Source organism: Nocardioides sp. Bht2, from assembly GCF_047308515.1.
Classification (GTDB): Bacteria; Actinomycetota; Actinomycetes; order Propionibacteriales; family Nocardioidaceae; genus Nocardioides.
Map to the genome: position 1 here is coordinate 169692 of NZ_JBLBWI010000005.1, position 24324 is coordinate 194015.

Genomic DNA, 24324 nt, shown 5'->3' on the forward strand with positions numbered 1-24324 from the left:
CCAGCCGATGGCTGACAGGGGTGACCCATCGATGTAGACCTCTAGGCCCTTCATGATGCGGCCGCGTGAGTGTGCCACCGCTCGAAGTGCCGCAGTGAACAGGCAGCGTTGAGCGCCTCGCAGGCCGTGAAGACGTTCATCGTGCCCACCTCGAATCCGAGAATCGAGAACTCGGCCACCTGATCCATAGCGATGTGCCTCGCGTCGGAACCATCAGCAGCAGTACCAACCCGGATCCGCGGACGAGGGTCGGAAACGGTGGGGGAGTCGATCCACAGTCGCGTCGAAGCACCCGCGTCGACCCGTACCAATGAGCCGGTCGTCATGTTGAGCAGCAGGCACTCGTCGATGTCAACCAAGTTGGACTCGATCGAGACCCGAAACACCCCGTTGGGTGCCACCGCAGGATCGACCGTCACCAAAGCGTCCGCCATCGCAACCCACTGCCACGCGGTCGAGATGCTGGGCCGCGTCCAGTGCGACTGCAGATCCAGGGACTCGCCACCGGAGCGAGGGGTGGTGATCCGAGTGAACGTACGCGGACCAGCGGTCCCGGTCGCACGCACGCGCGCCAACACTGCGTGCTCACCCGCCTGCAGGTTCGCCATCGGAGCCTCGTAGACCTCGGGCGTCCCGGTGACCATTGCGGAGCGCGCACCACTCACGGTGGTGGCGTCCGGCGTGACTTCGCCTCCCGAGGCCCGAAAGGGGCGCAGCGGCGGCTGGTATCCGCGACCATCCTCGGCGTTTGTGTACACCACGGTTTGCCTCAGTGGCGCGGTCGAATGCTCAAGAGCGAGGGACCCCTGCGTGGGCGCAGACCCGCCGACCTCCAGGACTCGCATCAACTGGCGCCCGGTTCCAATCGCGGGGGTGATGTCCTGCCGGAAGATATCGGCGACACCAAGGGCAGGGGCGTAGCCACGCTCACTGATGACTGAGGTGCTGATCCGAATCGAGGTGAACGATGATGCTGCAACCAGGAAGTAGATCTTGGAGCCGTTGGCCACCGAGGGCGAGATCGGCGCACCGCCGTTGATGCTGATCGTGGGGCTTTGCCCGAAGCGGCCGAAAGGCATGGCCGGGCTGCAGTCGAGCGCGATCCACGGAGTGCCTGCTAGCGGGATGGCACTGCCTGATGTCCACGTCATCGTGAAGTCGGCGCCTACGCCTCCAGCCGCCTTGGCAACGACGGCGGTTCCCGACGTGGCGAGAGTGACCGGAGTGGGCGCCCCATTTAGGGTGGCCGTCCAGCCAGACGTCGAGGTGCAGTCATTGACGACAGTGACCACCGGAGATGGCCCGCCAGTTGGCGGAAGCGCAGGCGTGATGGTTTCGGTCTCACTGCGACCGAACGGCATGCATCGTGCCGTGATCTCGTAGACGCGGATGCACCGCAACTCATCCAGATCCGCGCCGCCGTCGGAGTCGACCTCCATCCACGACGTGATCACATCGAAGACGGTCGCTTCCACCGGTGGGACCGGAGGCAGCCACCGCAACGTGTTCGGCCGCGCCAACTGCGCCATCAGAGCCTTCTCGCCCTGCGCCAACGCCTCGCCATCCGCGGCACTTACCTCGACCCGGAACTTCATCTCCCGGTTGCCGTAACGCGTGATCTCCTCAAGGTCGCCGTCGAACAACTGCGACTCGACCTGCGCCACGACCTGCTGCGGCGAACCGACTTCATAGCCGTCGGCCAGCAGAGCGAGTTTGAACACGCCGTGATCGGCATACCCGCCCTGCTGGCCCAACGAGATGAGCAGATCCCCGAAGTGGAAAGCGTGCTGGCTAACGCGCATTGCGCCGTCCCTTCGTCGCGGTCTTATTGATCTGATCGCCGGTCTTTTTGGCGTTCTCGCGCGTGTGCTTCTCGATAGCCGCCAGGCGCTTCTCCAGGCGACGGTTGTCCTGCCGGATGCCCCGCAACTCCTTGTTGGCAGATGCAAGTTCCGCGCCATAGACCTGGTCGCCGGCGCCGCGCGACTGCTGGCCGAGGAGCCGTTCGCGCAGCTCGTACTTCTTCTCGTACTTCGCCAGCTCGGCCTTGGACATGCCCGCCATCGCCTGGATCTCCTGCAGGTTGCCCTGCTGGAACAGCGCATCCAGAGCGCCGCCATCGAGCCCCTTCTTCGCGAGCGTCTTGCGGGCCTTCGCGAACTGACGCAACCCAGTGATGTCCTGGTTCAGCAGGCCGACAGGGTTCGCGGACTGCTCGAACCACGGCTTCACCTCGTTGCCAAACAGTTGGCTCGTGAAGGTGTTGCGGACCGCGCCCATCACGTCCGAACGCTTCGACGCGATCGCGTCACGCCGATCAGTCGCCTTATCCAGCGCCTTCTCAGAATCGGTCACCGCGCGACGCAGACCCTTGAGCGAACGGGCCGTCATGTCGTACTCGCGATGCAACCCAGGGAACGACAGCTGCATCGCCTTCCCGATACCCGCCGACGGACCCACCGTCGCGCCATCCGCAGCCGCGTTGATCGCCTTCAGCAGGGGACGGAACCGGTCAGCCTGACCACGGCGGTTCGAGATGACCTCCTCGCCAGGTGCCAGCATGTAGTGATACCGGTCGGCGTAGGGCAGCCCGTCCTTGGGGATGGTGCCACCGTCGGCGTTACCCGGAGCGCCCTTCGGCTTGTGCTTGAACATGTTCTCGGCGACCTGGCGCGTGATGTGGGTCGTCGTGATCGTGGCGTTGGCCGAGTAGCCATCCATCTGCCTCAGGAGAGCGAGCGCGGCGCGGATCTTCTCTGACGCTGCGTCCTTGAGTAGTGCCTTCGCCTCAGCCTTGCTGAGTCCGTACTTATCGACCAAGCCCTGAACAGTCTTAATCTTGCCGGACGCAACGTCGTTGATCGCAGCCGTTGCCTCGGCCTCAGTTAGCCCCAAATCGACGAGTCGCGTGGTGAGGTCGTCGATGGTTGCTCGTGCGTCGTCACCCCCGGTGACCTCCAGCAGAGTCCTGATCGTTTCCGGAGTCAGGTTCATCTCCGCGATCATCTTCTTGACCTCTCGGCGATTCAGGCCCGCGGCGTCGGCAAAGTCAAGTAACTCCTTCTTGCCCTTGCGCAGCGTCTGGGCCAACTCGGCTCCGGAGGCGCCGTTCATTGCATCGGCGACGGCGGTGTTCTGTAGCGCCTGCAAGCGATCCAAGATGGCCGACCGGTTCTGATCGCCCTTGCCCTCTTCGAGCGAGCGTGTCGTTTCAGACAGGTCGTCCTTGAGGGTGCGAAGCGACTCGCGCCAAGCAATCGCAGCCCGCTCCTGATCCATCTGCGGAGAGAGGAGGGCGTCAAGCGCAGACGCGAACACGCTGGCGCTGTCGGCGGTAGTCAGGAACTCGTTGTCGAGCCCTTGGAGGGCGTTCGCTAGGGCGCCTGTGCGACCGCTGGCGCTGTCGGCAGTGGAGATCCATGCCCCAAGGTCGTCGGCGACCTGCGGGAAGGTCCCGTCTTGAATCGACGAAATCAGGTCTTCGACTGTGATCCCGAGACCCTGCATGGCCGGGCTCAGCTTGACCAGAGTTGCATTCATGTCGCCGAGCGACGCGTCCGAGTGATCGCCAACGATCCCAAGGTCTTGCGCCAGTAAGCGAAGCGCAAGGTCTAGGTCTCCTGCAGTCTGCTCGGCAAGAATGCTCTGATCGGCGATCTTCCCGAGCGCAGAGGACTCGACGCCGCCGAAGATGACATCCAGGTTGTTTGCCAGCCCTCCGGGCGTGAAGCCCTTTGCGAGATGGCTGAGCAGGTTGGGAGACGAAACGCTATTCGCGAAATCGTCGGCCAGCGACTGGGCCCGCTCCAGGTTCTGGAGATAGCCAGTCATCGTTCCATCGCTGTCGCTCCAAGCGTTCGCAAGCGCGCGCTGCGCCGATGACGCCTTGTCGGCGGCGGCGTTGTAGTCCATGACCGCGCCTGTCAGGCCGCCAACGACTGCTCCCGTGCCGCCGCCCACCAGCGCGCCCATGAAGCCGAGCGACGCGGTGTTGGCAATGTCCATCCCCTGCACGAGGTCCGTCGTCGACAGCGCCACCCCGCCGGCGAGCGCGCCCGAGCGCAGAAGGGCATTCCGACGCTGCTTGAGGCGCTCCGTTGCCTCGGCTGCCTTCTCGGCGTCCTTGCCCCAGGCCACGAGACCGTCAGACCACGCCGCGAGATCCTGGCGAAGCGTCGCCTTGCTAGACCCAGACGCACCGACGCCGATGATCGCACCCATGCCGCCACGAGCCGCGATGCGACCCTGGACGGCCTCAGTCACTGCGAGAGCGCGGTTGTAGGCAGAGAGTGCCATGAAGCCTGCGACCAGCGGTGTTCCCAGGTCCGAGTCAGCGATGGTGCCAATGACCCTGGCTGCTGCCTCAAGCGCCTGGAGCACGGGACCACCAAGCGGAGATGCGGCCTCTGCGATCTGCAGCAACGCGTCAGCGGCCTCACCCAGAGTCTCACCCAACTGAGGTCCAGTCTCCCGGACGTAGTCGATGAACTCTCGATAGTTTTCCGTCTCCGCGAGGCCGTCCGCCCACGCAGCGAAGTCGGCACTCGACTCGCGAAGCCACACGGAGAAGTCGCGCGACAAGGGATCTGTTGCGATTCCGAGCTCAGCAAGCCCACGAGCAAGGTTCCCGACCGTGTAGCCAAGGTCGACGAGCGTAGGCTGCGCGTCGGTCGCCAAGTAGTCGAAGAACTCAGTCCAGCCGTCGCTGGCAAGGCTCTCACCGCCCACTGCGAGCAGATCACCGACGGTATCGCCAGTAACGGACAAGATGCGTTCTACCTCGGGCAGGCGGCCCTCGAGCGCGGTGAGGGAATCGGTGAGCCCATCGAGAGCACCTCCCGCGGCAGCATCCCTCAGATCGCGCAGCGCAGGACGCATCTGCTGGATCTGGGCGACCAAGCCTTGTGCGGCTGGCGACAGTTCCTCCATTGCCTGCCGTGCCTTAGTCAGGTTCTCCGCAGTCGGCTCCAGCGCGGCGTCGTTGACGGCACTAAGGGCATCGCCGACCCCCTGAAAGGCGACCAGGAGGGTTCCGGCGCCGAGTACGGCCGCCCCGACCTGCCCAGCTAGGCCAGCGAATCCGGCGACTGCGGCCGCGCCCATCGGGACGGTTGTCGGCCCGAGGATCGCGATGGCATCCCGCAGCAGGGCTAGCCGGCCGGTTAGCTGGTTGATCGACCGATCATTGCGTCGCGCGGACGCCCCCAGTTGGTCAACACTTCCAGCAGAGGTATCGAGCCCCTTGCTCGCGCGCAGCGATGTTCCGTCAACGCGATCAAGTGCCTGCTCAAGCACCGCCGTCGCAGCCGCCGCGCGGGCCGCGCCGGAGGTAAACCCGGCATCCTGCAACTCGAGCCGGACAGTTTCAGTGCGAACGCCCATCTGGCACCGCCTTTCGGAACGGGATGCAAGCGAGCGCCGAGGCGACGTACATTGCTGGCATGAGTAGCGATCAGAAGCCGGCATTGGGGCCGGGCTGGTACAGCGCCCCCGACCTCCCTGGCGCCCTGCGCTACTGGGACGGCGAGGAGTGGACCGAGGAGTATGAGGTCAAAAAAGACGACCCAGAGCCGGTGACGTCGTGGGTGATCGCGAAGGGCATCCTGCTCGGCGCGGTGCTTATCGCCTTTGCAGTTTGGGTTCTAGCCGTTCTCTGGGAGATCGCTTCTTAGCGGCCCGTCGGCCGGTCGCAAGTACAGCCGCCGTCCGTCGCCTGGGCGCGTGATTCCAGGGGCGGGCTTGTCGCCGTGCGCCTTCATGGCCTTCTCGTCACGATCCTCAATGAGTCGATAGTTCTTTGCCGACGCCGCGCAAACGGGACAGACGCGCTCCTGCATCTCCAAGTGAGGGTCCGCGTCAGCGATGCTGCGGTGTAGACCGCAGTCGCACACCTCGCGGTCAAACTGGGCCAGCGCAAGCATCTTGGAGCGTTCAGCATCGGTCCACTCGGCCTCGCGAGTGACGACGGTGCGGACCATGCGGCCCGCCTCGTCGTACTCGTGTTCGTGCACCTCGATGGGCTCCCAGCCCAGGAGGCGTTTGTCGCTGATCCCTAGGCCGTGGGCTGCGGTCAGTCGCTCGTGGAACTCCGTGTCGACTGCGAGGCGCTCCACGATTTTGGGACCAGGGCACCCCGGCCTTCCTGGAGGCGCACGACGGCGGTCACGAGTACCTTGAGGTCGCCGGGTGCGATCTTGGCTCCCAGCATCGGCCAGTCTGAAGGTTGGAGCCGTTCGCCGTCCCAGGTCTCAACCCAGCGCCCTAGGTCGTTGAGGAGATCGGTGGCGTTGCACCTTGAGGTGATGCTTCATGAAGTGCTCCTAAATCGAAGAACCCCCGCGATGGGCGGGGGTGAGGTGGGGGAGGCGAGTGTCAGGGTGTGCGCCGGAGGTCGAGCAGCGTGCATGGCATCAGGCGCTCAAGGAACTCGGACTTAGCGATCGGGTCAGACCAAGGCCGCGGGCCGAGGGAAGCGCCGTTGCGCCAACCGTCGGGGTCCATCACGCGGAAGCCGAGCAGTTGGCACCACTCGTCGGGAGTCTTGAGTTCGGGCATGTCGTTCTCCTGAGTTTGATCGAATAGGTGGGGGCCGGTTGACGCCCGCGGATTCCAAGCCGCCAAGGACCGGCCCCAGTGCCTGCGCCGGGATCGAACCGGCCCATGCCGCCAGCAACCGGGGTTGCGCCAGGCGGGCAGGCGAATGTCATGCGCTCGATGCGCAGGGCCCCTAGAGTCGGGCCGTGGAACTGAGTGGCACCCAATGCGAAGTGGCAGCGAACCTGATCCCGGTTCTGCTGCTGGCGTTCACGCTGCAAAACCGAGGTGACGGCAGGCACCTGTTCGCGATGTTCAAGGTGTTGAACTCGATCGCGCTAGTCGGCCTGGTGGTCGCCTGGGCGATTGCGTTCGTGGGAATCGACCGCGGCCTCGGGTGGGTCGCCGGGACGTACGTCTGGAACATGCTTCTCGGCGGCGTGGCGCTCTGCGCTGCGACGATGATCAGCCTCTATCTGGTGCCGCAACCAGAGAGCCGCCGCGAACGGAGCAACCGCCAGGATTAGCGGGATCAGGGCCATGAGGTGCACGGGGTCAGGCGCCTCCATCAGTTCGCGACCCTCCAGCCGTGCTTGAGCACCTCGCGGTTCCGCTTCACTGGCGCCTGCTCCATCAGCCAAGCCAGGAAGGAGAGTCGGTACGTCGCGCCAGCCGTGACAGCAGGTCGCTCCTGGTCGCGCTGATAAGCGACGTACATTCGGTTCGCCTGCGCCCCAGTGATCTGGAGCTGGTCGCGCAGATAGCGAATCGCCTCTCGCTTACTTGTGAGTGCGGTGTCACTCACCTGCCTGTCATGCCCGGCAGCGGTCTCCGTGGTGGGCGCGATGCCCGGTGGCGCAGTCATTCGTCCTCCAAAAGGGTGTGCGGAACCAGCCCGGCGCCGATGAGAGCGACGGGAGGTGACGTAGGGCCGCTACGTCGCGGGGTTAGTTCCTGCGTTCGGCGGACGGCCGAAGGGGTTCCTGGGAGGCTGATCGCTCCAGCGAATTCAGGAGGCAAGAATGGGCGAGCTGCGGATCGGCGCAGAGCGGGTGAAGATGACAGATGCTGCGCTGAATGCGCTTCAAGAAACGATCCAGAACGCCTTCTCGGCTACGCCTGGCATCTTCCTGCACTTCTCGACACTCGGAGTCCCTGGCGGGCGCTCGATCTGGGTCAGCCCAGCGAGCGAGATCGCCATGACCTTCGACGAGATGCCCGAGCGGAATGCGCCCGTCCTGCTGGGGGTCGACCTCTGACCCAATGAGGATCGAGACACCCTTGGACCAATCTGGCTTGCGGCGAAAAGTGAACACGGGGCGCTCCTTTCGGGGTGGGCGGTTCGGCGTTTTGGGAGTCAGCGCTTGGGGCGATGCGGCCTGTGCCCCGGGAACATGGGCGCCGCCTCTGGGGCGGAGGTCACGATGTGAGAGGTGACGATCTGCTCCACTTGCGCCTCCGTGAAGCGGACCGCCTTACCGAGCCGTACGTGAGGCCATCCCTCGCGCTTCCGAAGTTCGACGACTGTCGAGAGAGGGAGGTTGAGGCGCTCGGCGAGGTCGGAGTGAGTAAGGCGTGCGGCGGTCATCAGGCACCTGCCAGAGCGGCGCCGTGACGCATCCACCACTTGGCCTCAGCGCGGTGAACCGATTCCATGACGAGCGCCTGCTCAATCGCGTCGTCTCGATAGTCGCAGCGCGTCGGTTTTCCGTTACGAGTGGAAGAGCCCAGGTGGTAGCCGATCTGGCGCTCGTCGTCCCATGCGACCGTCGCGCCGTCGTCGCGGGTCTCGACGTCGATCTCGGGGAGGTCTGCATCGGAGAGCTGAGACATGATCTCGGCGATGGCCACCTTGGCGGTGAAGTAATCCATGTCAGGCCACCTCAGGGGCAGCGTGCGCGCTCTGTGCCCAATCGGCGAATGACAGCGATCCCTGCTGGGAAGCCAGCCAGTCGGCGGCGTCATATGTCGCCATCTCGGCAGCGAACCTGTGTTGCGCATCGGTGCGACCATGCAATGTGAACTGCTGCCAGTCCCGTGAACGCATGGCTCGCAGTGCAACCCGCACGCGCTTGTCGTCCGTGTCGATGAAGGCCACCGGTTCGTCAGAGAAGGGCGCCCAGGCGCCGGCCAACCGGAAACCGCCGTCGGTCGCGAGAGATTTCAAGAACTTGTTGACTGACCGCGTGGCGCGGCCTTCGCGCTGCCCGACTATCTGGCGAGCGGCAAGTCGCTTCGCCTCAACGACCGTGATCTTGTTCTCCACCATCTCGGCCACTTCGTCGAGCCAGTCAGCGCCCGGTTCGTACCGGTCGGGACGGTTCACGCGAAGGAGACCGTCAACGATGGCAGTCAGCTCGTCTCGCGGCAGAAACTCGATGTCGGCCGGGTCATATTCGTCGGGTCGCTCGTCGCGGATCATGCCGTCCTCCAGTCGTTAGCGGCTTCAAGAGCAAGGAACTCGGCGCGGTACCTCGGCAACATCGCGGCGAGAACTTCGTCTCGGTACGGGTAGTCCCGGAGATTGGCGGCGAGCGAGTAGTGCGTGGTCCAGTGCGAGAGGGTTTGGGCCTCGCGCTTCATGCCTTCGTCGTGATCCCGCTTGGCCTGCTGCGCCCTCTCGCGCTCCTTACGGAGTCGGGCCGCCTCGGCGCGGTTGGTGTCCTCCCAAGCCGCGAAGGCAACGCGGGCAGAGGAGTAGGTGGCTCCGATCGCGTCGGCGTACTCGGCCGGCAGGGACGCAAGGGCGGAGGCTTCTTCAGCCTCGATGCGCTCCTGCTCGGCCAGTAGCTCCTGCTCGGCGTCACGTAGGCCACGGGCGCGCTGGTAGGCGGCATCTAGAGCGAGCCGGTCGTCGCGAACTTCAAGGAGAAGTCCGCCGTCAACATCCGCGATCAGGCCGACTTGCGCAGCGTCCTTGCGATTCAGATTGTTACGATCGTTACTTTTCGCGGCGCCGTACTCCCAACGTCCGTTGTCGCGCTTACCTGCAGCGAGCATCGAAAGCGCCCACGATGCGGCGAGAGACCCTTTGGACTGGTGGCGGCGAGCGTTATTGACCGACTGGACGAACGCAAGGGCCGCATCATCGTCGCCGTCGAACTTGGTGAAGGTCGGCTCGACGCTGGCGAGCAGGCAAGCTGCGTGGCGGTTGCGTCCGTCGAGAACGGTGTTGTTGTAGATGACGATCGGGTTGCGGAGGCCATTGGCCTTGATGTCGTCGGCGAGTTCTGCCAACTCATCCTTGGAGAGCATTGGCCATGCGTCGGCGTAGGGGTGGGCAGCGAGGGTCATGCTGCCTGCCGCTCGGCCTGAATTTCACTCCCGATCGACCCCAGGACCGCGTGCACCCATGGGGCCGACGGGCGAACGTTGCCGTTCTCCACGTTTGACAGGTAGGCCGGGCTGACGCCGGCTACTCGGGATACGTCATTGAGGGTCATGCCCGCGGCCTTTCGGAGCACCCGGAGGGCCACCCCCACCGCCTCGTCATCGCATGTCGTCATGAGTAAGAACCTAGGCAGTCTTACTTATCGGTGCAAGTAAGACACGCAAAACTTACCCGGACCTTGCGTCAAATGAGTAAGTTGGCAGATACTTCTACGCATGGATGAAGACAGGTTCGGATGGGGCGACGTCGTGCGGATGCGTCGAGAAGCGTTCGACATGACGCAGAACCAACTGGCCAAGGTTGCGTCCGTCTCACTGAAGAGCGTTGGCAACTTGGAGAACGGGACCGTGGTTCCGCAGCGTGGGACGCTGCGGAAGATCCAAGAGGCACTGGGACTGTCGAGTGACCTCAAGGTCGCTCGCGTGCAATCTCGTCAGTTGCCCCCGAATGCCTCGGTGCCCGAGGTTGGCCGGCAGGCGCTCGGGCAACTCATCGCGACTCGCCGTCTCGCACTCAGTCTGGAGGATGACGCGAGCCTTGCGCGCCGGCTGGGCGTTGCCCCGAAGGTCCTCACTGACCTCGAGCGCGGAGTAGGCGAACTGGATGAGCGACTGAAGGGCGCCCTTGAAGACGCCCTGCACTGGAGGCGAGGGTCCGTTGATCGCGTGCTCACCGGAATCGATCCGATTCGGGAGGATGTTCCGAGTGCGCCTAAGTCGCCGGGCGCGGGCGCCAGGCCCCCATCGCGCACTGTAGTGGTCGATGATTCAGATGAGCTCGCCGACGCCCTCGCGAGCATCGCCGCCGTCCTTGCGCTGATTCCCTCCGCAAGCCTTGACGATGCGACAGCTGGCGCAGTGCGCGCCATCTTGCTCCACCTCGATCTCGACGGCGCTTTGGCGCTCCAGCAGATGTTGCGCACGTCGTCGCCATCGTTGGATGCCCTAAACCGACCGCTGGGCCAGGTTCGCGATTTTCTGTCGGACACCCCCGATACAACTACGCAGGGCGGCTACTCCCTCGTCGCGGACGAGGACGGCCCGGACATTGACGATGAGCAGGAGAACCGCAACGAACCATGAGGCTCGACCTTCTGTACGCGCACGCCGCCGATCTCGGGCTGCGAGTGGAATGGGCAGACCTCGGCCCGCGCCGCAGGGGTCAGTACTGCGACGAGTCGCGAGAGGTCACGCTGAATCACCGATTGAGTCGAAGCCAAGCCACCGCAACTCTGGCCCACGAGATCGGGCACGCTGTCTTCGGCGATCGCTGCACCTCGCCAAAGGTTGAGCGGCGGGCCGACGAGTACGGAGCTTCGCTCATCATCAACGTGAAGGACTACAAGCGCGCCGAGCGCCTGGTTGGGTCTCACGTCGGCGCCTTGGCCGACGAGCTCGAAGTGACCGCCAAAATGGTTGAGGCGTGGCGGCGCTGGTACTTGCGCCGCGGGGGAGTCATGCGGTCGCCCGAAGCTGTCGCGGACCTGGGTGTCTGACCAGCCAGTGAGACGCGTGAAACGAGTGCTGAAATTTCAACACGCCACCCGTTTCAGTACCGCTTTTGCCGTTTCAACCTTGGCGCGCCTGAGCGTGCCGGGTGGCGTTGAGCGTGCCCGGGTCGTCGTTCGATTCCCCGCAGCTCCACCAGCAGTACCACCACGACAGCCTCTTGATAGCGAAGGCCGCACCCTCGGGTGCGGCCTTCTGCGTTGTGCATGGACGGGACACTTCGTGAGGGCGGGTCCAGCGGTAAGGTCCAGTCATGACCAACGCTTCATCCCCTGCGCTTATCGACATCGACCCCGCGGCATGCCTCGCTGGCGACGACGTCATCGAGGTCGATGCACCCGAGGTTGTCGCGCTCGCTCGCGACCTGCGCAGTGGCGCCGCCGACGACGTCGAGTTCGCCCGGGCGGCCTACGAATGGGTGCGGGATGAAGTGGCCCACTCCTTCGACGTCCAGGACCCGCGGGTCACGGTGAGCGCTACCGAGGTGCTCGAGCACCGGGTCGGTCTCTGCTACGCCAAGTCGCACCTGTTGGCTGCCCTGTTGCGCGCCGAAGGCGTGCCCACCGCGCTCTGCTACCAGCTTCTTCGCGACGACGAGAAGGGCGGCCACGTGCTGCACGGTCTGGTCGCCGTCCACCTCGACGGAGCGTGGCACCGCCAGGACCCGCGTGGCAACAAGGAGGGCGTCAACGCCCAGTTCTCCCTGGCCGACGAGCAGCTGGCGTGGAACGTCGACGTCGAGCTCGGCGACCTCGACTTCCCGGCGCTCTTCGCGTCCCCTGCTTCGTCGGTCGTTCGGGTGCTCCGCAGCTCCGACGACGTCCTCGCGCTCTACGCGAACGGTCTTCCGGCTTCGCTGGGGTAACCCGCGGTCTCCGGTGTCAGGCGCCTCTTCCCACCAGGGGAGGGGCGCCTGTTGCGTTGCCCGGGAAGTGGTTGCGGAGAAAGTCTCCTGCTCCTCGGGAAGATTCCTTCCTCCCTGATCGGGGTCCTGCCTAGGTTTCGCGTGCTGCACATCACACGAACCCTGGAGATCTCGACGATGCCCCTGACCTACGAGTCCACCGCGCAGAGCCCCACCACCACCGACGGTCTGCACTACCACGTGGCCGGCGACGGCCCGAACCTGATCATGTTGCACGGCTCCGGGCCCGGCGTGAGCGGCTGGTCGAACTTCGCCAACAACCTGCCGGTCTTCGCCGAGCACTTCCGCACCTACATCTTCGACATGCCTGGCTTCGGCGTCAGCCCGACCCAGGAGTGGACACGGCCCTACCCCGAACACGCCGCCGAGGCGCTGATCCGGGCGATGGACGACCTGGGCATCGACAAGGCCCACGTGATCGGCAACTCGATGGGTGGCTGGGTGACGCTGACCGCCGCGCTGCTCGCTCCGGAGCGTTTCGACCGCCTCGCGCTGATGGGGCCCGGCGGCCTCTACGCCGAGGTCTTCGGCCCGCCGCAGTCCGAAGGCGCGAAGCGGCTCTTCGGCTACGTCGCCAATCCGTCACGGGAAGCGATGATCAGCTGGGTGGAGTCGATGGTGCACGACCCGGCGATGATCACCGACGAGCTCATCGACCAGCGGCTCGCGATGGCCGAGGCGCCGGGTGCCATCGAGCGGATGCGCTCGATCCTCGGTTCCCTGGGCAACCCCACCGACCAGGCGCCGCTGCTCCAGCGGCTCGCCCAACTCCAGCACCAGAGCCTGGTGATCTGGGGTCGTGACGACCGGATGCTCCCGCTCGAAGGTGCCTTCTTCGGCACCCGGCGGATGCCGCGCGCCGACCTGCTCGTCCTCTCCGACTGCGGCCACTGGGCCCAGGTCGAGCGTAAGCACGACTTCGAGCAGTCCTGCATCGACTTCTTCACCCGCTGACGCCCGTCGAACCCGGCTGACAGCGCGGAACCCACAGAACCTGGCAACGGAGGACCCATGACATCGCACGAAGTGCTTGACCGCATCGCCGCCGCCGCGGACGAGATCCGCGCCGAGGAGACGGCCTCGATCCAACAGCGTCGGCTCAGTGACAACCTCACCAAGATCCTGCGCGACTCCGGCGTGATGCGGCTGCTCCAGCCCGCCCGCTACGGCGGCTACGAGGCCGATCCCCGCGTCTTCAACCAGGCGATGTACGAGATCGGCCGGCTCTCCAGCTCGGCCGGCTGGGTGACCGGCGTGGTCGGGATCCACTCCTGGCACCTCGGCCTCTACGACGACCGGGCCCAGCGGGAGGTCTGGGGCGAGGACCACGACACCTGGATCTGCTCCTCCTACGGCCCGGCCGGTCGGGCGACCAAGGTCGAGGGCGGATACCGGCTGAGCGGACGCTGGAGCTTCTCCTCGGGGAGCCCGCAGAGCACCTGGACCTTCGTCGGCGGGATGAGCGACGAGGGTGACGGCGGTGCCCCGGTCTACCGGCACTTCCTGCTCCCGGAGGGTGACTACCGGATGGAGGATGTCTGGGACACGAACGGTCTCGCCGGCACCGGCAGCAACGACATCGTGGTCGAGGACGCCTTCGTCCCCGACTACCGGTCGATGGACGTGGAGGACCTCTATCGGCTCGACTGCCCCGGCCGCGAGGTCAACACCTCGGAGCTGTTCTCCATCCCGTGGTACACGATCTTCCTCAACGCCGTCGTAGTGCCGTTGGTGGGAATGGCGCGCCGTACCGTCGACGAGGCGATCGAGCCGCTCCGCGAACGTCGTGCGGCGACCCCGGCCTACAGCCCGCTCCCGATCACCCACGCCCGGCTCGCCGAGGCGGATGCCGAGGTCGACCTCGCGCTGTTGGCGCTGCAGCACAACCTCGGCACGGTCGTGGAGACGCTGGCGGCCGGCGACGAGGTCACCCTGCGACTGCGTCACCGCGCGAAGCGCGACCACATCATGGCGGTCAACCTCGCCGTCAGCGCGGCCGACAAGGCGTACCTGTCGGGCGGCCCGCGATCGATCAAGTCGAGTAGCCCGATCCAGCGGGTCTGGCGTGATGTCCACGCGGGTCAGCACCACGCGATGAACGTGCCCGACCTCATCCTGCCGCAGGTCGGCGACTGGCTGACCGGCGACGTCGTCAGCTACCCGGTCTGACCGCCCCTCACCTCTAGCGACGGAGAAGAACCATGCCCATCCTGTCCCTCGGCTACCTGCGCCTCGACATCGCCGACGCCGACGCCTGGCAGCCCTTCATGCGCGACTTCCTCGGCCTGATGGAGGTCGAAGGCACCACCCCCGGTGCCCTCAGCTACCGGATCGACGAGTACCCGGCCCGCTTCGTGCTCTCCCCGGCCGAGGAGTCCAGACTCGCCGCGGTCGGCTGGGAGGTGAACGACCGTCACGAGATGGCCGAGATGGCTGCGAAGATCGAGGCCTACGGGATCGAGGTCGAGGTCGGCACGCCCGAGGAGTGCCGGCTGCGTGCGGTCACCGGCTTCGTCCGCTTCCTCGACCCGAGCGGCAACCCCAACGAATTGTTCTGGGGCCCGATCTACGACTTCGCGCCGGTACAGACACCGACGGTCTCGAAGTTCGTGACCGGCGACCAGGGCCTGGGCCACGTGATCGTCAGCGTGCTCGACTCCGAGGTCGCCTATGAGTTCTACTGCGGCGTGCTCGGGTTCGAGGAGCGCAACGTCCTCGACATCCCCGGCCTCGACGGGCGGTACTACTTCCTCGGCTGCAACCCCCGCCAGCACTCGCTCGGGCTTGCTCCGGGCGCGGCGCCGGGCCTCAACCACTTCATGGTTGAGGCGGCGACGCTCGACGACGTCGGCCTCGGGCTGGACCGCGCTTACAACATGGGCGTTCCGATGATGCAGACCCTCGGTCGGCACACCAACGACCGGATGGTCTCCTTCTACGTCTATTCGCCGGAAGGCCACCACGTCGAACTCGGCTTCGACGGCGAGCGCATCGAGACCCGGCGGCCGGTCTACGGCATCGCCGAAGGCGCGTTCTGGGGGCACCGTTTCACGCCGCCGCCGGCCGACTGAGCTTCACCGTTCCAGCCCAACAGTCTCGGTGACACCCAACCAAGGAGAACCATGATTCGATCACTCGCCAAGCCGGCCGCGGTCGGCGCGGTCGCACTGCTGGTCCTGGCCGGCTGTGGCCAGGCCGAGCGCAACGACGGCAACGACGGCGCCGCCGGTGGCGCCAGCACCCCGGCACCGAGTGCCACCGTCGACGCCAAGTGCGCCACCGAGACCCTGGAGGCGACCGAGACCGGCGTCACCGCAGACACCATCACCATCCAGGTGTCGGCGGACACCGGCGCGCCCGCCGCCCCTGGTCTCGCGACCGGCTCGGTGGACGCGGTCAAGGCGTGGGCGAAGTCGGTCAACGCCGCAGGCGGCTTGGCCTGTCGGCAGATCGAGGTCAAGGCCTACGACTCCAAGATGGACCCCACCGAGTCCCGCAACGCAATGATCTCGTCGTGTGAGAACGCCTTCGCCAGCGTCGGTGACACGATGCTCGCCGCTGCCGACGCCAGCCCGCTGGCCGAGTGCAAGGACGCCGCCGGGAAGGTCACCGGCCAGCCCCAGTTGCAGACCCTGGGCCTCTACGCCACCCAGTACTGCAACGACACCTCGTATTACCTCTTCGGCCCCTCGGGCGACCCGTGCCCGGCGAGCGACGGCAAGCGTGAGCTGACCGGGTCGACCGCGATCTCGGACTACCTCGAGGATGCCACCGGCGGCGAGACCCACGGCTCGTTCGTACTCTCGGTCGACAGCGTGGCCACAGTGGCGACGTCGGTCGCGGCCTTCCAAGTGATGGCCGACGACGGCATGGCGATCGACCAGATGATCGGCGTGAAGTCGCCCGACACCAGCGCTCAGTACACGCCGCGTGCCGCCTCGCTGAAGGCGAAGAAGTCCGAGTTCGTCTTCTGGGGCGCGCCCTTCCCGGGCCTGATCCAGATGCGCCAGGAAGCCGCGGCGCAGGGCGTCGACTCGGTCAAGCACTGGGTCTGCACCTCCTGCTACGACCCCGCCTTCGTGGAGGCCGCCGGCGCGGTCGGGACCGGCACCGTGGTCCCGGTCCCGCACCTGCCGTTCGAAGAGGCAGCCGCCAACCCGGCGATGAAGGAGTTCACCGACTCGGTCGACACCCACAACCTGTTCGCTGCCCTCTCCTGGGCGGACGGGATGCTCTTCGCCGACGCCGTCAACGCGGTCGTCGACCAGCATGGCGTCAACGGCCTGACCCGGGCGAACCTGATCGCGGCCCTGGACGCGGTCAAGGACTTCGACGCGGACGGGATGATCGGCAAGGTGACGCCGTCGGCGAAGGAGGCCGGCGTATGCAGTGCCTTCGTCGAGCTCGGCAAGGACGGCACCTGGAAGCGCGCCTTCCCGGCCGCCGAGGGTGAGTTCCACTGCGGCGACCTGGAGTCGGTCACCATCGACCCCGCGACTGCGTTCAAGGGGTAGTCGAGCACGATGACCAACCACACCAGTCGTCTGGTGCCGTTGATCCTCGTTGCCGGGGTGCTCGGCCTGGTCGTTCATTCGACCTGGGCCGGCACCCCGGTCACCGGGGAGACGCTGCTTCAGCTCCTCGTCTTCGGACTACCGGTCGCCGCGATCTACGCGATCAACGCGGCCGGGCTCGTCGTGGTCCACGCGGCCACCGGGATCTTCAACTTCGCGCACGGCGCCATCGGGATGTTCTGCGCCTTCGTCTTCTGGGAACTGAGTGTCAACCAGGAGCTGCCGCTCTGGCTCTCCCTGGTGCTGGTGATCGGTGTGGTCGCGCCCCTGCTCGGCCTGCTGCTGGACGTCGCCCTGATGCGACGGCTGAAGAACGCGCCGATGATGATGCGGTTGATCGGCACCGTCGGCCTGATGGTCGCCCTGATGGGGGTGGCCCGGCTGATCTGGAGCCCTCAGAACTCCTATCCGATTCAGCCATTGGGCGGGATCGGCGGTATCGAGATCGCCGGGGTGGTGTTGACCTGGTCGCGGGTGATCACTCTGGCGATCACGCTCGGCCTGGCCATCGTCCTGCACCTGTTGATGCGTGCGACCCGGCTCGGCGTCGCGATGCGGGCGGCGGTCGACAACGAGAATCTGGCTGCCCTCAACGGGATCAGTCCCGCACGGATCTCCTCGCTCGCCTGGGTGATCGGTGCGGTCACCGCGGCGACGGCCGGGATCCTGATCGCCCCCGAGGTCGGCAACATGGGCGTCGAAGCGATGACCCTGTTGGTGATCAACTCGTTCGCCGCGGCCATGTTCGGTCGGCTGCGCAGCATCTCGATGGCCTACCTCGGTGCGTTGCTGGTAGGGCTGTCGTTGACCTTCTCGACCCTGTTCTTGAACTTCGAGGGGCGCTGGATCGGCGTCCCCTCCAACCTGCCGTTGATCGCGCTCTTCGTGGTGCTGTTGGCATTGCCGCAAGCGCAACTGCCGACCGGACGTGCCCTGCGCAGCTACCCGATCGAGCGGCTGCCGAGCAACCGGACCGTGGTGATCTGGAGCGGCATCCTGCTCTCGCTCGCTGTCGTGGCCGCGCTCTTCGCCAGCAACGTGTTGGTCGGTCGACTCGCCAACGGCGTCGCGCTGGCGGTGATCCTGCTGGGGATGGTCCCGCTGATGGGGTGGGCAGGGATCCCCTTCCTGGCGCCGCTGGCGTTGGCGGGGGTCGGTGCCTTCGTCAGCCTCTGGGCCGGTGGGGGAGTGACCTCGCTGCTGCTGGCAGGTGCCGCGACCGGGGTCGTCGCGATGGTCGTTGCGCTCCCGGCTCTGCGCCTGAGCGGCCTCTCGATGGCGCTCTGTTCGGTCGCCTTCGCGGTGGTCTTCGGTGCGTTGGTGCTCCAGCAGCCTGAGGTGTTGGGCAACCAACGCCGGCTGAGCGAACTGCACTTCCTCGGCGCGGACCTCACCGACTCCCGGCTGTTCCTCGTCTACGCCGCTGTGCTCTACCTGTTGTTGGCATTGGTTCTGGTCGCGGTCCGTCGTGGCCCGTACGGTCGCCGGCTGATCGCCCTGCGGGACAGCGAAGTGGCGGCAGCATGTGTCGGCGTCCGGTTGCTCTGGACCAAGGCCAGCGTCTTCGGTCTCGCCGGCGTGATCGCGGGTATCGGTGGAGGGCTGCTGGCCCAGGGGGCCAGGTTCGCCGCGGTGGAGCAGTTCCCGATGGTGCTGGGCCTGACCCTGGTGCTGTCGATGATGGTGATGGGCGTCGGCACGGTCAGCTCGCCGATGGCGGCGGCGATGGTGACGGTGCTCTTCTCCACCCTGGTCCAGGACTGGGCACCGGGCTCCTTCACCAGTTCGCTCGAGTTGCTCGCTCCAGGCCTCGCGGTCCTGGCTCTGATCGACATGCCCCGTGGTCAGATCCCGATGTTCGCCGACCTCTTCCGGCGCCACCCCGCACGGGGAATCGTGCTGCTGGCGAGCGCCACCGTCGCCGGGTTCGCCGTTGCCTGGTTGCAGATTCCCGGAGGGGTCGCCGTCCTGCTGGTGATCGTGGTGGCCGTCGCCGCGGTAACGGTCACCACCCTGCTGGAGGACCGTCGCTCCGGCGTCCGGGACCCGTTGACCTCCGCCGGTCTGGACGCGCCGTTCACACCGGCGCAGGTGATCGGCATGGAACAGGAACTGAGGGTGACGCTATGACGTCGGCTCTACTCAAGGTGTCGTCCGTCTCGGTGCGATTCGGTGGACTGAAGGCGCTGGACGACGTGTCGTTCACTGCGGAACCCGGCACGATCACCGGATTGATCGGTCCGAACGGTGCGGGCAAGACGACCCTCTTCAACGTGGTGGCCGGAATCCAGCGGCCCAGCGCGGGACGGGTGGAGCTGGGTGGCCGCAACGTCACCACGGCGACGCCGCAGCGCCGGGCCTCGATGGGTTTGGCCCGCACCTTCCAGCGACTGGAGGTGTTCGGGACCCTGTCGGTGCGCGAGAACCTGCTGGTCGGTGCCGAGTCCCGACGACGCTGGGACCGTTCGGTGCGGCCGCGCAGCGTGGCTGACGGCTTGTTGGAGCGGTTGGGGTTGACCGCGGTGGCCTCCGTCCTGGCCGACGAGCTGCCGACCGGCACCCAGCGGCTGGTCGAGTTGGCTCGAGCCCTGGCTACCGGGCCACGGCTCCTGCTCCTGGACGAAGGGGCCTCGGGCCTCGACGAGCACGAGACGGCGCAGATGGCGACACTGCTGCGCACGCTGGCACGAGACGACGGGCTCACCATCGCTCTGGTGGAGCACGACATGCCGTTCGTGATGGGGCTCTGCGACACCGTCGTGATGCTCGACCACGGACAGGTCGTCGCGCTCGGGACACCGGACGAGGTGCGTGCGTCTGAGGCGGTGCAGGCCGCCTACCTGGGAAGTACGAGCGTTGCCGGAGGTGGCAGTGAATAGACCGATGCTTGCCGTGCGGGAGATCCGCGCGGGCTATGGCCAGATCGAAGTCCTGCATGGGGTCTCGTTGACCGTCGAACCCGGTCAGGTGCTCGGCATCCTCGGCGCCAATGGCGCGGGGAAGACCTCGCTGGTGCGGGTGCTGTCGGGTGAGCTTCGGCCCACCGCCGGGCAGGTCCTGGTGGCCGGTGTCGACGTCACCGGGGCTCGGCCGGAGGGCCTGGCGCGGGCCGGGGTGGCGACCGTCCCGGAGGGGCGGGGCATCTTCCCGACGCTCAGCGTCGCTGAACACCTGCGCCTGTTGGCCCGCGACCGGCGCGAGGCGAAACGCCTGCAGGAGCATGCGTTCGAGGTCTTCCCGAAGCTTGCCGAGCGGCGCAACCAGTTGGCGGGGACGATGTCGGGTGGCGAGCAGCAGATGCTGGCTCTGGCTCGTGCTGTGGTCCTGCGGCGTCCGCTGATCGTGATCGACGAACTCTCGATGGGCTTGGCCCCGCAGATCGTGGAGTCGCTCTACGAACACGTGGCCGAACTGGCCCGAGCCGGCTCCACGATCGTGCTCGTCGAGCAGTTCGTTCACGACATCCTCGGCATCGCCGACCAGGCCGTCGTCCTGGCGCACGGCCGGGTCGTCTCTTCCGGCGAGCCGGACCAGATCGCCGATGTGCTGGCCGAGCTGTACCTCGGCGGTGGCGCAGGGCCGTCCGCCGCGGCGTCCTGACGCCGTCCCTACTTTTCGTTCTCAAGAACAGGATCTCCCTATGAGCACTGCTTTTTCGGCCGACGACACCACGACCCAGGGCGGCGTACTGAGTGCGTCGGCGCAAGATGCGTTCGCTGCTGAGCTCTCGCGCCTGAGCGCCTCCAGTGGTCTGGGCAACCGGGACAAGCTGGTCCGACTGCTCGGCCTGCTGCTCTGTGTGGCGGGCGGCGTCGTCGTCCTGCTGGCCTACCAAGGCGCGACCGGGGCCTCGGATCTCCGCGACCAGATGGAGTTGCTGGTGTTGGCGATCTTCGGCCTGTTGCTGGGGGTGGTCGGGATCGGGATCCACGTCGCGATCTCGATGCAGCGCTTCCTGCGTTTCTGGCTGCTCCGGTTGGTACATGAGCAGCGCGACCTCGCTGGTGGCCGATAGCCTGCTCCGGTGACCTGGCAACCGACACCTTCCCCTCGCATTCTGGTCGCTGCCGGTCGACTCTTCAGTGAGTTCGGAGTGGCAGCGACCACGGTGCGCCAGATCGCGGACGAGGCGCAGATGAGCCTCGGCGGCCTCTATCACCACTTCAGTTCCAAGGAGGCGATCGCCTCGGAGTTGGTCCTCCGGTTCTTGATGGACCTGGAGTCCGCCTACATCCAGCTGTCGAAGTCCCAGGCGCCTGTTCGGGCGCGGACGAGTGAGCTCGTCCGGGTCTCGCTCCAGGTCTCCGCGGCGCATCCGTGGGCCACGGAGACCTATCTGCGAGAGTTCCAGAACCTCGACCTCCTTCCCGACGTCGACCGGATCAGGACGGCGGTACTCCACAACGAAGCGTTCTGGCACGGGTTGGCTGCCGCCGGGATCGAGTCGGGGGAGTTCCGTACCGATCTGGACGTGCACGAGTTCACCAGGGCGTTGAGCGAGACGGTCTGGCTGACCGTGAAGCTGTATCGGCCGGTCCTGGCCGAGCAGTATCCGCAGTTGGCCGACGAGGTGGTGAAGATCCTGCTCGACGGGTATCGCACCGATCCGGCCCGGGTGGCGTCGGCGGAAGGAGTCCAGGGTGGCTGACCCGGAGCGCGGCGAACGGATCCTCAGTGTGGCGGGTGGGCTCTTCCTCACCCGCGGTGTCGCCGGCACCACGATCCGGCAGATCGCCCAGGCGATGAACATGTCGTCCGGGACGATCTATTACTACTACCCGTCGAAGGAGTCGATCGCCTCGGCGATCCTGCACCGGTTCCTCGATGAACTGGCCGAGGCGTACGCGAAGTTGGAGGCGACCGGTTCCGGACTGGCGCCGGACCTGATGATCCGCGAGATCGTGCGGACCTCGATCGAGGTGGCGTCCCGGCATCCTCATGCCACCGAGATCTACGGCAAGGAGGTCACCGCGCAGTCCTCGCTGCCGAACTATGAGCTCTTCCTCGCGAAGGCGGCAGCCTCCCAGGCCCAGTGGCGCCGGGTGATCACCGCCGGTGTGGTCGCCGGGGTGCTGCGGGCCGACGTCAACGCGGAGCACGCGCGCGAGGTGATGAGCCACCTCACCTGGATGACGGTGGCCTGGAACCGGCCGCGGTTGGTGGCCGAGCACCGCGAGATCGCGGACCAGCTCGCTTCACTCCTGCTCGACGGCTTCAGCGTGCGGTGACGTAGCCCGCGTCGGAGAGGTGTTGACCGATCCGTTGCGCGGTGGTGCGTAGGTAGGGCGTCACCTTCTCGGTGACCGCGCCGGAGCGGCCGGTCACCGAGAGCGCCGCGACCGCGCTCTGCTGGGCGCGGACCGCGACAGCCGCGCAGGAGATACCGGGGACCGACTCCTCCTTCTCCCAGGCGATCTGGGACTGACGGATCCCGTGCAGTTGACGCATCAAGACATCGGGCTGGGTGATGGTCCGCGGCGTCAGCGCGACCATCTTCTCGGCGTTGGGGCGCCAGTTGGCGGCAGCAAGCAACGCCTTCCCGATCGCGCTCGCGTGGGCGGGCATCCGGCCGCCGATCCGGCTGGGGAGGGTTCCGGCGCCGAGGCTGCCGACCCGGTCCAGGTAGACGGTGTCGGCGCCGTCGAGAACGCCGAGATGGACCGCCAGCCCGGTGGCGCGGTGGAGATCGTGCAGGAAGGGGGCAGCGACCTGGCGCACCGTGTGGTGGTGCAGGACCAGTGTGCCGAGCTCCAACATCCGAAGCCCGAGTTCGTAACGGGTGCCGTTGCGGGTCACCCAGCCGAGCGCGACCAGTTGCTCGAGCAACCGATGGACCGAGGAACGGGCGAGCCCGGAGCGGCGGGTGATCTCGGAGAGGGTCAGTGACGAGGCGCCCTGGAAGGTGTCCAGCAGCACGGTGACTCGTTCGAGGACCGCGTTCGGGGCCGCCTCGACCCGATCCATCACTGGCATCGCTACCTCCACTTTTGATCGAGCGTTCGGTCAGATCGTAACCAGCGTCACACGAACTCGCAACGGGTGGGCAGGTCGCAGATTCCCTGAACGGAGGTGAAGAGCGATGGCTAGACTGCCGCTTCGCGTGCTGAGCAGGTCCCAGCTCGGTTGTTCGTCTGTCGTGTTCACCTTGCTCGGAGGATCTCGTGCGCCGCCTGTTCTCGCTCGCCCTCGCTATCGCGCTCGTCGGTGGTGGTCTCACCCTGGCCTCCGCGCAGGCCGAAGAACCATCGCCCGGTCCGGGCGAGTTGGTGATCTCGGTGCTCGACTTCCCGGCCACGGTGACGGCGCCCACCGCCGATCTGGTCGTCGGTCTGTCGCCTGCGGTCGTCCCCGACGAGATCGCGTGGGAGGTCCGGCGGTCGACCGGCGACGGTGTGGTCGGCAGCGGGGTGTTCCAGGGCCCCTTCTCCGCGGGCCCGGATGGTGTCGGGATCCTGTTGCCGTTCGTCGCCCCCTGGCGGCTGGCGGAGGGGAACTACGAGCTGCGCCTGTCGGCCTCCGCTGTCACCGAGGATGCCGGCACCGTGAGCGGGGCGGTCGCTCGGCCGTTCCGGTACGACCCGTACCCGGTCGCGATCAGCGTCAAGCAGCAGTTGACGACCTTCTACCCTTACTCCGACGGCTATCGCGACAATCTCGCTCTCGACGTGACCGTGAACTCGTCCAGAACTGTCGAGATCGCGTTGAGTGTCCGGAACCAGGCCGGCAAGCAGGTGGCCGGGGCGTTGAACGTGATCGGTGGCAACTCGACCGGCGGCGTGTCGTGGACCGGCCGCACGAACCGAGGTACGCCGGTGGCTCCCGGCACCTACTCGCTCGAGGTGACGGCGCGGGAGTACGACGGTGACTCGGTCACCTGGAACGGCGCCGTCGTCGTCTCGGGCAAGAGGCTCGTCACGAAGGCCAGCTCTTTCACCATCAGCGCGGCCGCATCGCTCAGCGGCAAGCCGTACGTCGGCCCGTGCTCGAAGCTCGCCCGGCGAGCGAAAGGCGGTCTGGGTTTCTACTCGCAGACCAAGTGCAAGGGCAGCCTGAAGCGCAGCGTGGTGAGCGTCTACCACGGCGCGTACCTGCCGAAGGCGTTCGAAGGCCGGTACCGCTCGGTGCAGGTGACGCTCAACGGCGCCCCCGCGAACAAGGCCCGGAACAACTACATCAACCTGGGCTATGCGGGCCCGAACCGGACCGAGTTGGCGAAGCTGAAGTCCCTGCGCGGCAAGGGCGGACACCGTGGCAAGACCGCCCCGGCAAGTGTCATCTTCGACCGGACCAAGGATCGCCCGTACCTGATCTGGTGGGCCGGCCTGACGGCGGGTAGCCGGTTCAACGTCAACAGCTACAAGGTCACCACCACCTACCAGGTGCTGCGGTAGC

General features: G+C 66.4%; 27 protein-coding genes and 1 pseudogene. 17 read left to right on the forward strand and 11 right to left on the reverse strand.

Annotated elements, in window-relative coordinates:
* Window positions 1-50: 50 nt before the first annotated feature.
* Entirely contained in the window at window positions 51-1802 is a 1752-nt protein-coding gene (locus tag ACLM5J_RS09720; protein WP_413656207.1) for a hypothetical protein, read from the reverse strand.
* Window positions 1792-5382, reverse strand: coding sequence for a hypothetical protein (locus ACLM5J_RS09725; protein ID WP_413656208.1), 3591 nt, complete (start codon window positions 5380-5382; stop codon window positions 1792-1794). The genes ACLM5J_RS09720 and ACLM5J_RS09725 overlap by 11 nt, the downstream gene beginning before the upstream one ends.
* A 59-nt stretch (window positions 5383-5441) precedes the next feature.
* Here ACLM5J_RS09725 and ACLM5J_RS09730 point away from each other — a divergent pair, with 59 nt between their 5' ends.
* Complete coding sequence (locus tag ACLM5J_RS09730; protein WP_413656209.1) at window positions 5442-5672, forward strand: DUF2510 domain-containing protein; 231 nt, start codon at window positions 5442-5444, stop codon at window positions 5670-5672.
* Here the strand turns inward: ACLM5J_RS09730 and ACLM5J_RS09735 are convergent.
* Window positions 5643-6113, reverse strand: a complete 471-nt coding sequence (locus ACLM5J_RS09735) for a hypothetical protein (protein WP_413656210.1) — start codon at window positions 6111-6113, stop codon at window positions 5643-5645. The genes ACLM5J_RS09730 and ACLM5J_RS09735 overlap by 30 nt on opposite strands.
* Window positions 6114-6372: 259 nt before the next feature.
* On the reverse strand, window positions 6373-6555 hold the full coding sequence (locus ACLM5J_RS09740) for a hypothetical protein (RefSeq protein ID WP_413656211.1): 183 nt from the start codon (window positions 6553-6555) through the stop codon (window positions 6373-6375).
* Between the two features lie 185 nt (window positions 6556-6740).
* Here ACLM5J_RS09740 and ACLM5J_RS09745 point away from each other — a divergent pair, with 185 nt between their 5' ends.
* Complete coding sequence (locus ACLM5J_RS09745; RefSeq protein ID WP_413656212.1) at window positions 6741-7061, forward strand: hypothetical protein; 321 nt, start codon at window positions 6741-6743, stop codon at window positions 7059-7061.
* Window positions 7062-7102: 41 nt separating this feature from the next.
* On the opposite strand, the gene ACLM5J_RS09750 is transcribed toward ACLM5J_RS09745, so the two are convergent.
* On the reverse strand, window positions 7103-7252 hold the full coding sequence (locus ACLM5J_RS09750; protein ID WP_413656213.1) for a hypothetical protein: 150 nt from the start codon (window positions 7250-7252) through the stop codon (window positions 7103-7105).
* Between the two features lie 304 nt (window positions 7253-7556).
* Here ACLM5J_RS09750 and ACLM5J_RS09755 point away from each other — a divergent pair, with 304 nt between their 5' ends.
* Complete coding sequence (locus tag ACLM5J_RS09755; RefSeq protein ID WP_413656214.1) at window positions 7557-7793, forward strand: hypothetical protein; 237 nt, start codon at window positions 7557-7559, stop codon at window positions 7791-7793.
* A gap of 98 nt (window positions 7794-7891) precedes the next feature.
* On the opposite strand, the gene ACLM5J_RS09760 is transcribed toward ACLM5J_RS09755, so the two are convergent.
* From ACLM5J_RS09760 to ACLM5J_RS09780, 5 genes are read right to left on the reverse strand one after another with little or no spacing between them, the layout of a single operon-like run.
* On the reverse strand, window positions 7892-8122 hold the full coding sequence (locus ACLM5J_RS09760) for a helix-turn-helix domain-containing protein (RefSeq protein ID WP_413656215.1): 231 nt from the start codon (window positions 8120-8122) through the stop codon (window positions 7892-7894).
* Window positions 8122-8406, reverse strand: a complete 285-nt coding sequence (locus ACLM5J_RS09765) for a hypothetical protein (RefSeq protein WP_413656216.1) — start codon at window positions 8404-8406, stop codon at window positions 8122-8124. The genes ACLM5J_RS09760 and ACLM5J_RS09765 overlap by 1 nt, the downstream gene beginning before the upstream one ends.
* A gap of 1 nt (window position 8407) precedes the next feature.
* Window positions 8408-8956, reverse strand: a complete 549-nt coding sequence (locus ACLM5J_RS09770) for a hypothetical protein (RefSeq protein WP_413656217.1) — start codon at window positions 8954-8956, stop codon at window positions 8408-8410.
* Window positions 8953-9828 (reverse strand): ParB N-terminal domain-containing protein, encoded by an 876-nt coding sequence (locus tag ACLM5J_RS09775; RefSeq protein ID WP_413656218.1) that lies wholly within the window; start codon window positions 9826-9828, stop codon window positions 8953-8955. The genes ACLM5J_RS09770 and ACLM5J_RS09775 overlap by 4 nt, the downstream gene beginning before the upstream one ends.
* On the reverse strand, window positions 9825-10040 hold the full coding sequence (locus ACLM5J_RS09780) for a helix-turn-helix domain-containing protein (RefSeq protein WP_413656219.1): 216 nt from the start codon (window positions 10038-10040) through the stop codon (window positions 9825-9827). Before ACLM5J_RS09780 ends, ACLM5J_RS09775 begins: the two co-directional genes overlap by 4 nt.
* Before the next feature lie 100 nt (window positions 10041-10140).
* On the opposite strand from ACLM5J_RS09780, the gene ACLM5J_RS09785 reads away from it, so the two are divergent.
* From ACLM5J_RS09785 to ACLM5J_RS09845, 13 genes and pseudogenes are all read left to right on the forward strand, one after another.
* On the forward strand, window positions 10141-11007 hold the full coding sequence (locus ACLM5J_RS09785; RefSeq protein WP_413656220.1) for a helix-turn-helix transcriptional regulator: 867 nt from the start codon (window positions 10141-10143) through the stop codon (window positions 11005-11007).
* On the forward strand, window positions 11004-11420 hold the full coding sequence (locus ACLM5J_RS09790) for an ImmA/IrrE family metallo-endopeptidase (RefSeq protein ID WP_413656221.1): 417 nt from the start codon (window positions 11004-11006) through the stop codon (window positions 11418-11420). The genes ACLM5J_RS09785 and ACLM5J_RS09790 overlap by 4 nt, the downstream gene beginning before the upstream one ends.
* 266 nt (window positions 11421-11686) lie before the next feature.
* Window positions 11687-12298: a transglutaminase-like domain-containing protein gene (locus ACLM5J_RS09795; RefSeq protein WP_413656222.1), complete on the forward strand. Its 612-nt coding sequence runs from the start codon at window positions 11687-11689 to the stop codon at window positions 12296-12298.
* 141 nt (window positions 12299-12439) lie between these two features.
* The gene (locus ACLM5J_RS09800; RefSeq protein WP_413656223.1) at window positions 12440-13312 is read left to right on the forward strand and encodes an alpha/beta fold hydrolase; all 873 of its coding nucleotides are present in this window, start codon (window positions 12440-12442) and stop codon (window positions 13310-13312) included.
* 57 nt (window positions 13313-13369) lie between these two features.
* Window positions 13370-14527, forward strand: coding sequence for an acyl-CoA dehydrogenase family protein (locus ACLM5J_RS09805; RefSeq protein WP_413656224.1), 1158 nt, complete (start codon window positions 13370-13372; stop codon window positions 14525-14527).
* 32 nt (window positions 14528-14559) lie between these two features.
* A complete protein-coding gene (locus ACLM5J_RS09810) occupies window positions 14560-15429 on the forward strand; it encodes a VOC family protein (protein WP_413656225.1) in 870 nt (289 codons plus the stop codon).
* A gap of 51 nt (window positions 15430-15480) precedes the next feature.
* Window positions 15481-16872 carry an ABC transporter substrate-binding protein gene (locus ACLM5J_RS09815; protein ID WP_413656226.1) on the forward strand — a complete coding sequence of 464 codons (1392 nt, stop codon included), beginning with the start codon at window positions 15481-15483 and terminating at the stop codon, window positions 16870-16872.
* Between the two features lie 9 nt (window positions 16873-16881).
* A complete protein-coding gene (locus ACLM5J_RS09820; RefSeq protein WP_413656227.1) occupies window positions 16882-19062 on the forward strand; it encodes an ABC transporter permease subunit in 2181 nt (726 codons plus the stop codon).
* Window positions 19059-19811 (forward strand): ABC transporter ATP-binding protein, encoded by a 753-nt coding sequence (locus ACLM5J_RS09825; protein ID WP_413656228.1) that lies wholly within the window; start codon window positions 19059-19061, stop codon window positions 19809-19811. Before ACLM5J_RS09820 ends, ACLM5J_RS09825 begins: the two co-directional genes overlap by 4 nt.
* Before the next feature lie 64 nt (window positions 19812-19875).
* A pseudogene (locus ACLM5J_RS09830) lies at window positions 19876-20532 on the forward strand (ABC transporter ATP-binding protein); the annotation flags it as partial.
* Between the two features lie 40 nt (window positions 20533-20572).
* Entirely contained in the window at window positions 20573-20947 is a 375-nt protein-coding gene (locus ACLM5J_RS09835) for a hypothetical protein (protein WP_413656229.1), read from the forward strand.
* 9 nt (window positions 20948-20956) lie between these two features.
* Window positions 20957-21580: a TetR/AcrR family transcriptional regulator gene (locus ACLM5J_RS09840; protein WP_413656230.1), complete on the forward strand. Its 624-nt coding sequence runs from the start codon at window positions 20957-20959 to the stop codon at window positions 21578-21580.
* Complete coding sequence (locus ACLM5J_RS09845; RefSeq protein WP_413656231.1) at window positions 21573-22160, forward strand: TetR/AcrR family transcriptional regulator; 588 nt, start codon at window positions 21573-21575, stop codon at window positions 22158-22160. The genes ACLM5J_RS09840 and ACLM5J_RS09845 overlap by 8 nt, the downstream gene beginning before the upstream one ends.
* On the opposite strand, the gene ACLM5J_RS09850 is transcribed toward ACLM5J_RS09845, so the two are convergent.
* Window positions 22147-22905, reverse strand: coding sequence for an IclR family transcriptional regulator (locus tag ACLM5J_RS09850; RefSeq protein WP_413656232.1), 759 nt, complete (start codon window positions 22903-22905; stop codon window positions 22147-22149). The two genes, ACLM5J_RS09845 and ACLM5J_RS09850, sit on opposite strands and share 14 nt — an antisense overlap.
* A 188-nt stretch (window positions 22906-23093) precedes the next feature.
* Between ACLM5J_RS09850 and ACLM5J_RS09855 the strand changes: the two genes are divergently transcribed.
* A complete protein-coding gene (locus ACLM5J_RS09855; RefSeq protein WP_413656233.1) occupies window positions 23094-24323 on the forward strand; it encodes a hypothetical protein in 1230 nt (409 codons plus the stop codon).
* The last annotated feature ends 1 nt before the right edge of the window (window position 24324 follow it).

What these genes read in the sequence shown, in the direction of transcription:
- ACLM5J_RS09760 (WP_413656215.1), bottom strand. Translation starts at nt 8,122, where the DNA reads ATGACCGCCGCACGCCTTACTCACTCCGACCTCGCCGAGCGCCTCAAC.
- ACLM5J_RS09825 (WP_413656228.1), top strand. Translation starts at nt 19,059, where the DNA reads ATGACGTCGGCTCTACTCAAGGTGTCGTCCGTCTCGGTGCGATTCGGT.
- ACLM5J_RS09805 (WP_413656224.1), top strand. Translation starts at nt 13,370, where the DNA reads ATGACATCGCACGAAGTGCTTGACCGCATCGCCGCCGCCGCGGACGAG.
- ACLM5J_RS09765 (WP_413656216.1), bottom strand. Translation starts at nt 8,406, where the DNA reads ATGGATTACTTCACCGCCAAGGTGGCCATCGCCGAGATCATGTCTCAG.
- ACLM5J_RS09775 (WP_413656218.1), bottom strand. Translation starts at nt 9,828, where the DNA reads ATGACCCTCGCTGCCCACCCCTACGCCGACGCATGGCCAATGCTCTCC.
- ACLM5J_RS09835 (WP_413656229.1), top strand. Translation starts at nt 20,573, where the DNA reads ATGAGCACTGCTTTTTCGGCCGACGACACCACGACCCAGGGCGGCGTA.
- ACLM5J_RS09790 (WP_413656221.1), top strand. Translation starts at nt 11,004, where the DNA reads ATGAGGCTCGACCTTCTGTACGCGCACGCCGCCGATCTCGGGCTGCGA.
- ACLM5J_RS09740 (WP_413656211.1), bottom strand. Translation starts at nt 6,555, where the DNA reads ATGCCCGAACTCAAGACTCCCGACGAGTGGTGCCAACTGCTCGGCTTC.
- ACLM5J_RS09720 (WP_413656207.1), bottom strand. Translation starts at nt 1,802, where the DNA reads ATGCGCGTTAGCCAGCACGCTTTCCACTTCGGGGATCTGCTCATCTCG.
- ACLM5J_RS09780 (WP_413656219.1), bottom strand. Translation starts at nt 10,040, where the DNA reads ATGACGACATGCGATGACGAGGCGGTGGGGGTGGCCCTCCGGGTGCTC.
- ACLM5J_RS09755 (WP_413656214.1), top strand. Translation starts at nt 7,557, where the DNA reads ATGGGCGAGCTGCGGATCGGCGCAGAGCGGGTGAAGATGACAGATGCT.
- ACLM5J_RS09795 (WP_413656222.1), top strand. Translation starts at nt 11,687, where the DNA reads ATGACCAACGCTTCATCCCCTGCGCTTATCGACATCGACCCCGCGGCA.
- ACLM5J_RS09810 (WP_413656225.1), top strand. Translation starts at nt 14,560, where the DNA reads ATGCCCATCCTGTCCCTCGGCTACCTGCGCCTCGACATCGCCGACGCC.
- ACLM5J_RS09730 (WP_413656209.1), top strand. Translation starts at nt 5,442, where the DNA reads ATGAGTAGCGATCAGAAGCCGGCATTGGGGCCGGGCTGGTACAGCGCC.
- ACLM5J_RS09820 (WP_413656227.1), top strand. Translation starts at nt 16,882, where the DNA reads ATGACCAACCACACCAGTCGTCTGGTGCCGTTGATCCTCGTTGCCGGG.
- ACLM5J_RS09725 (WP_413656208.1), bottom strand. Translation starts at nt 5,382, where the DNA reads ATGGGCGTTCGCACTGAAACTGTCCGGCTCGAGTTGCAGGATGCCGGG.
- ACLM5J_RS09750 (WP_413656213.1), bottom strand. Translation starts at nt 7,252, where the DNA reads ATGTACGTCGCTTATCAGCGCGACCAGGAGCGACCTGCTGTCACGGCT.
- ACLM5J_RS09785 (WP_413656220.1), top strand. Translation starts at nt 10,141, where the DNA reads ATGGATGAAGACAGGTTCGGATGGGGCGACGTCGTGCGGATGCGTCGA.
- ACLM5J_RS09770 (WP_413656217.1), bottom strand. Translation starts at nt 8,956, where the DNA reads ATGATCCGCGACGAGCGACCCGACGAATATGACCCGGCCGACATCGAG.
- ACLM5J_RS09815 (WP_413656226.1), top strand. Translation starts at nt 15,481, where the DNA reads ATGATTCGATCACTCGCCAAGCCGGCCGCGGTCGGCGCGGTCGCACTG.
- ACLM5J_RS09850 (WP_413656232.1), bottom strand. Translation starts at nt 22,905, where the DNA reads ATGCCAGTGATGGATCGGGTCGAGGCGGCCCCGAACGCGGTCCTCGAA.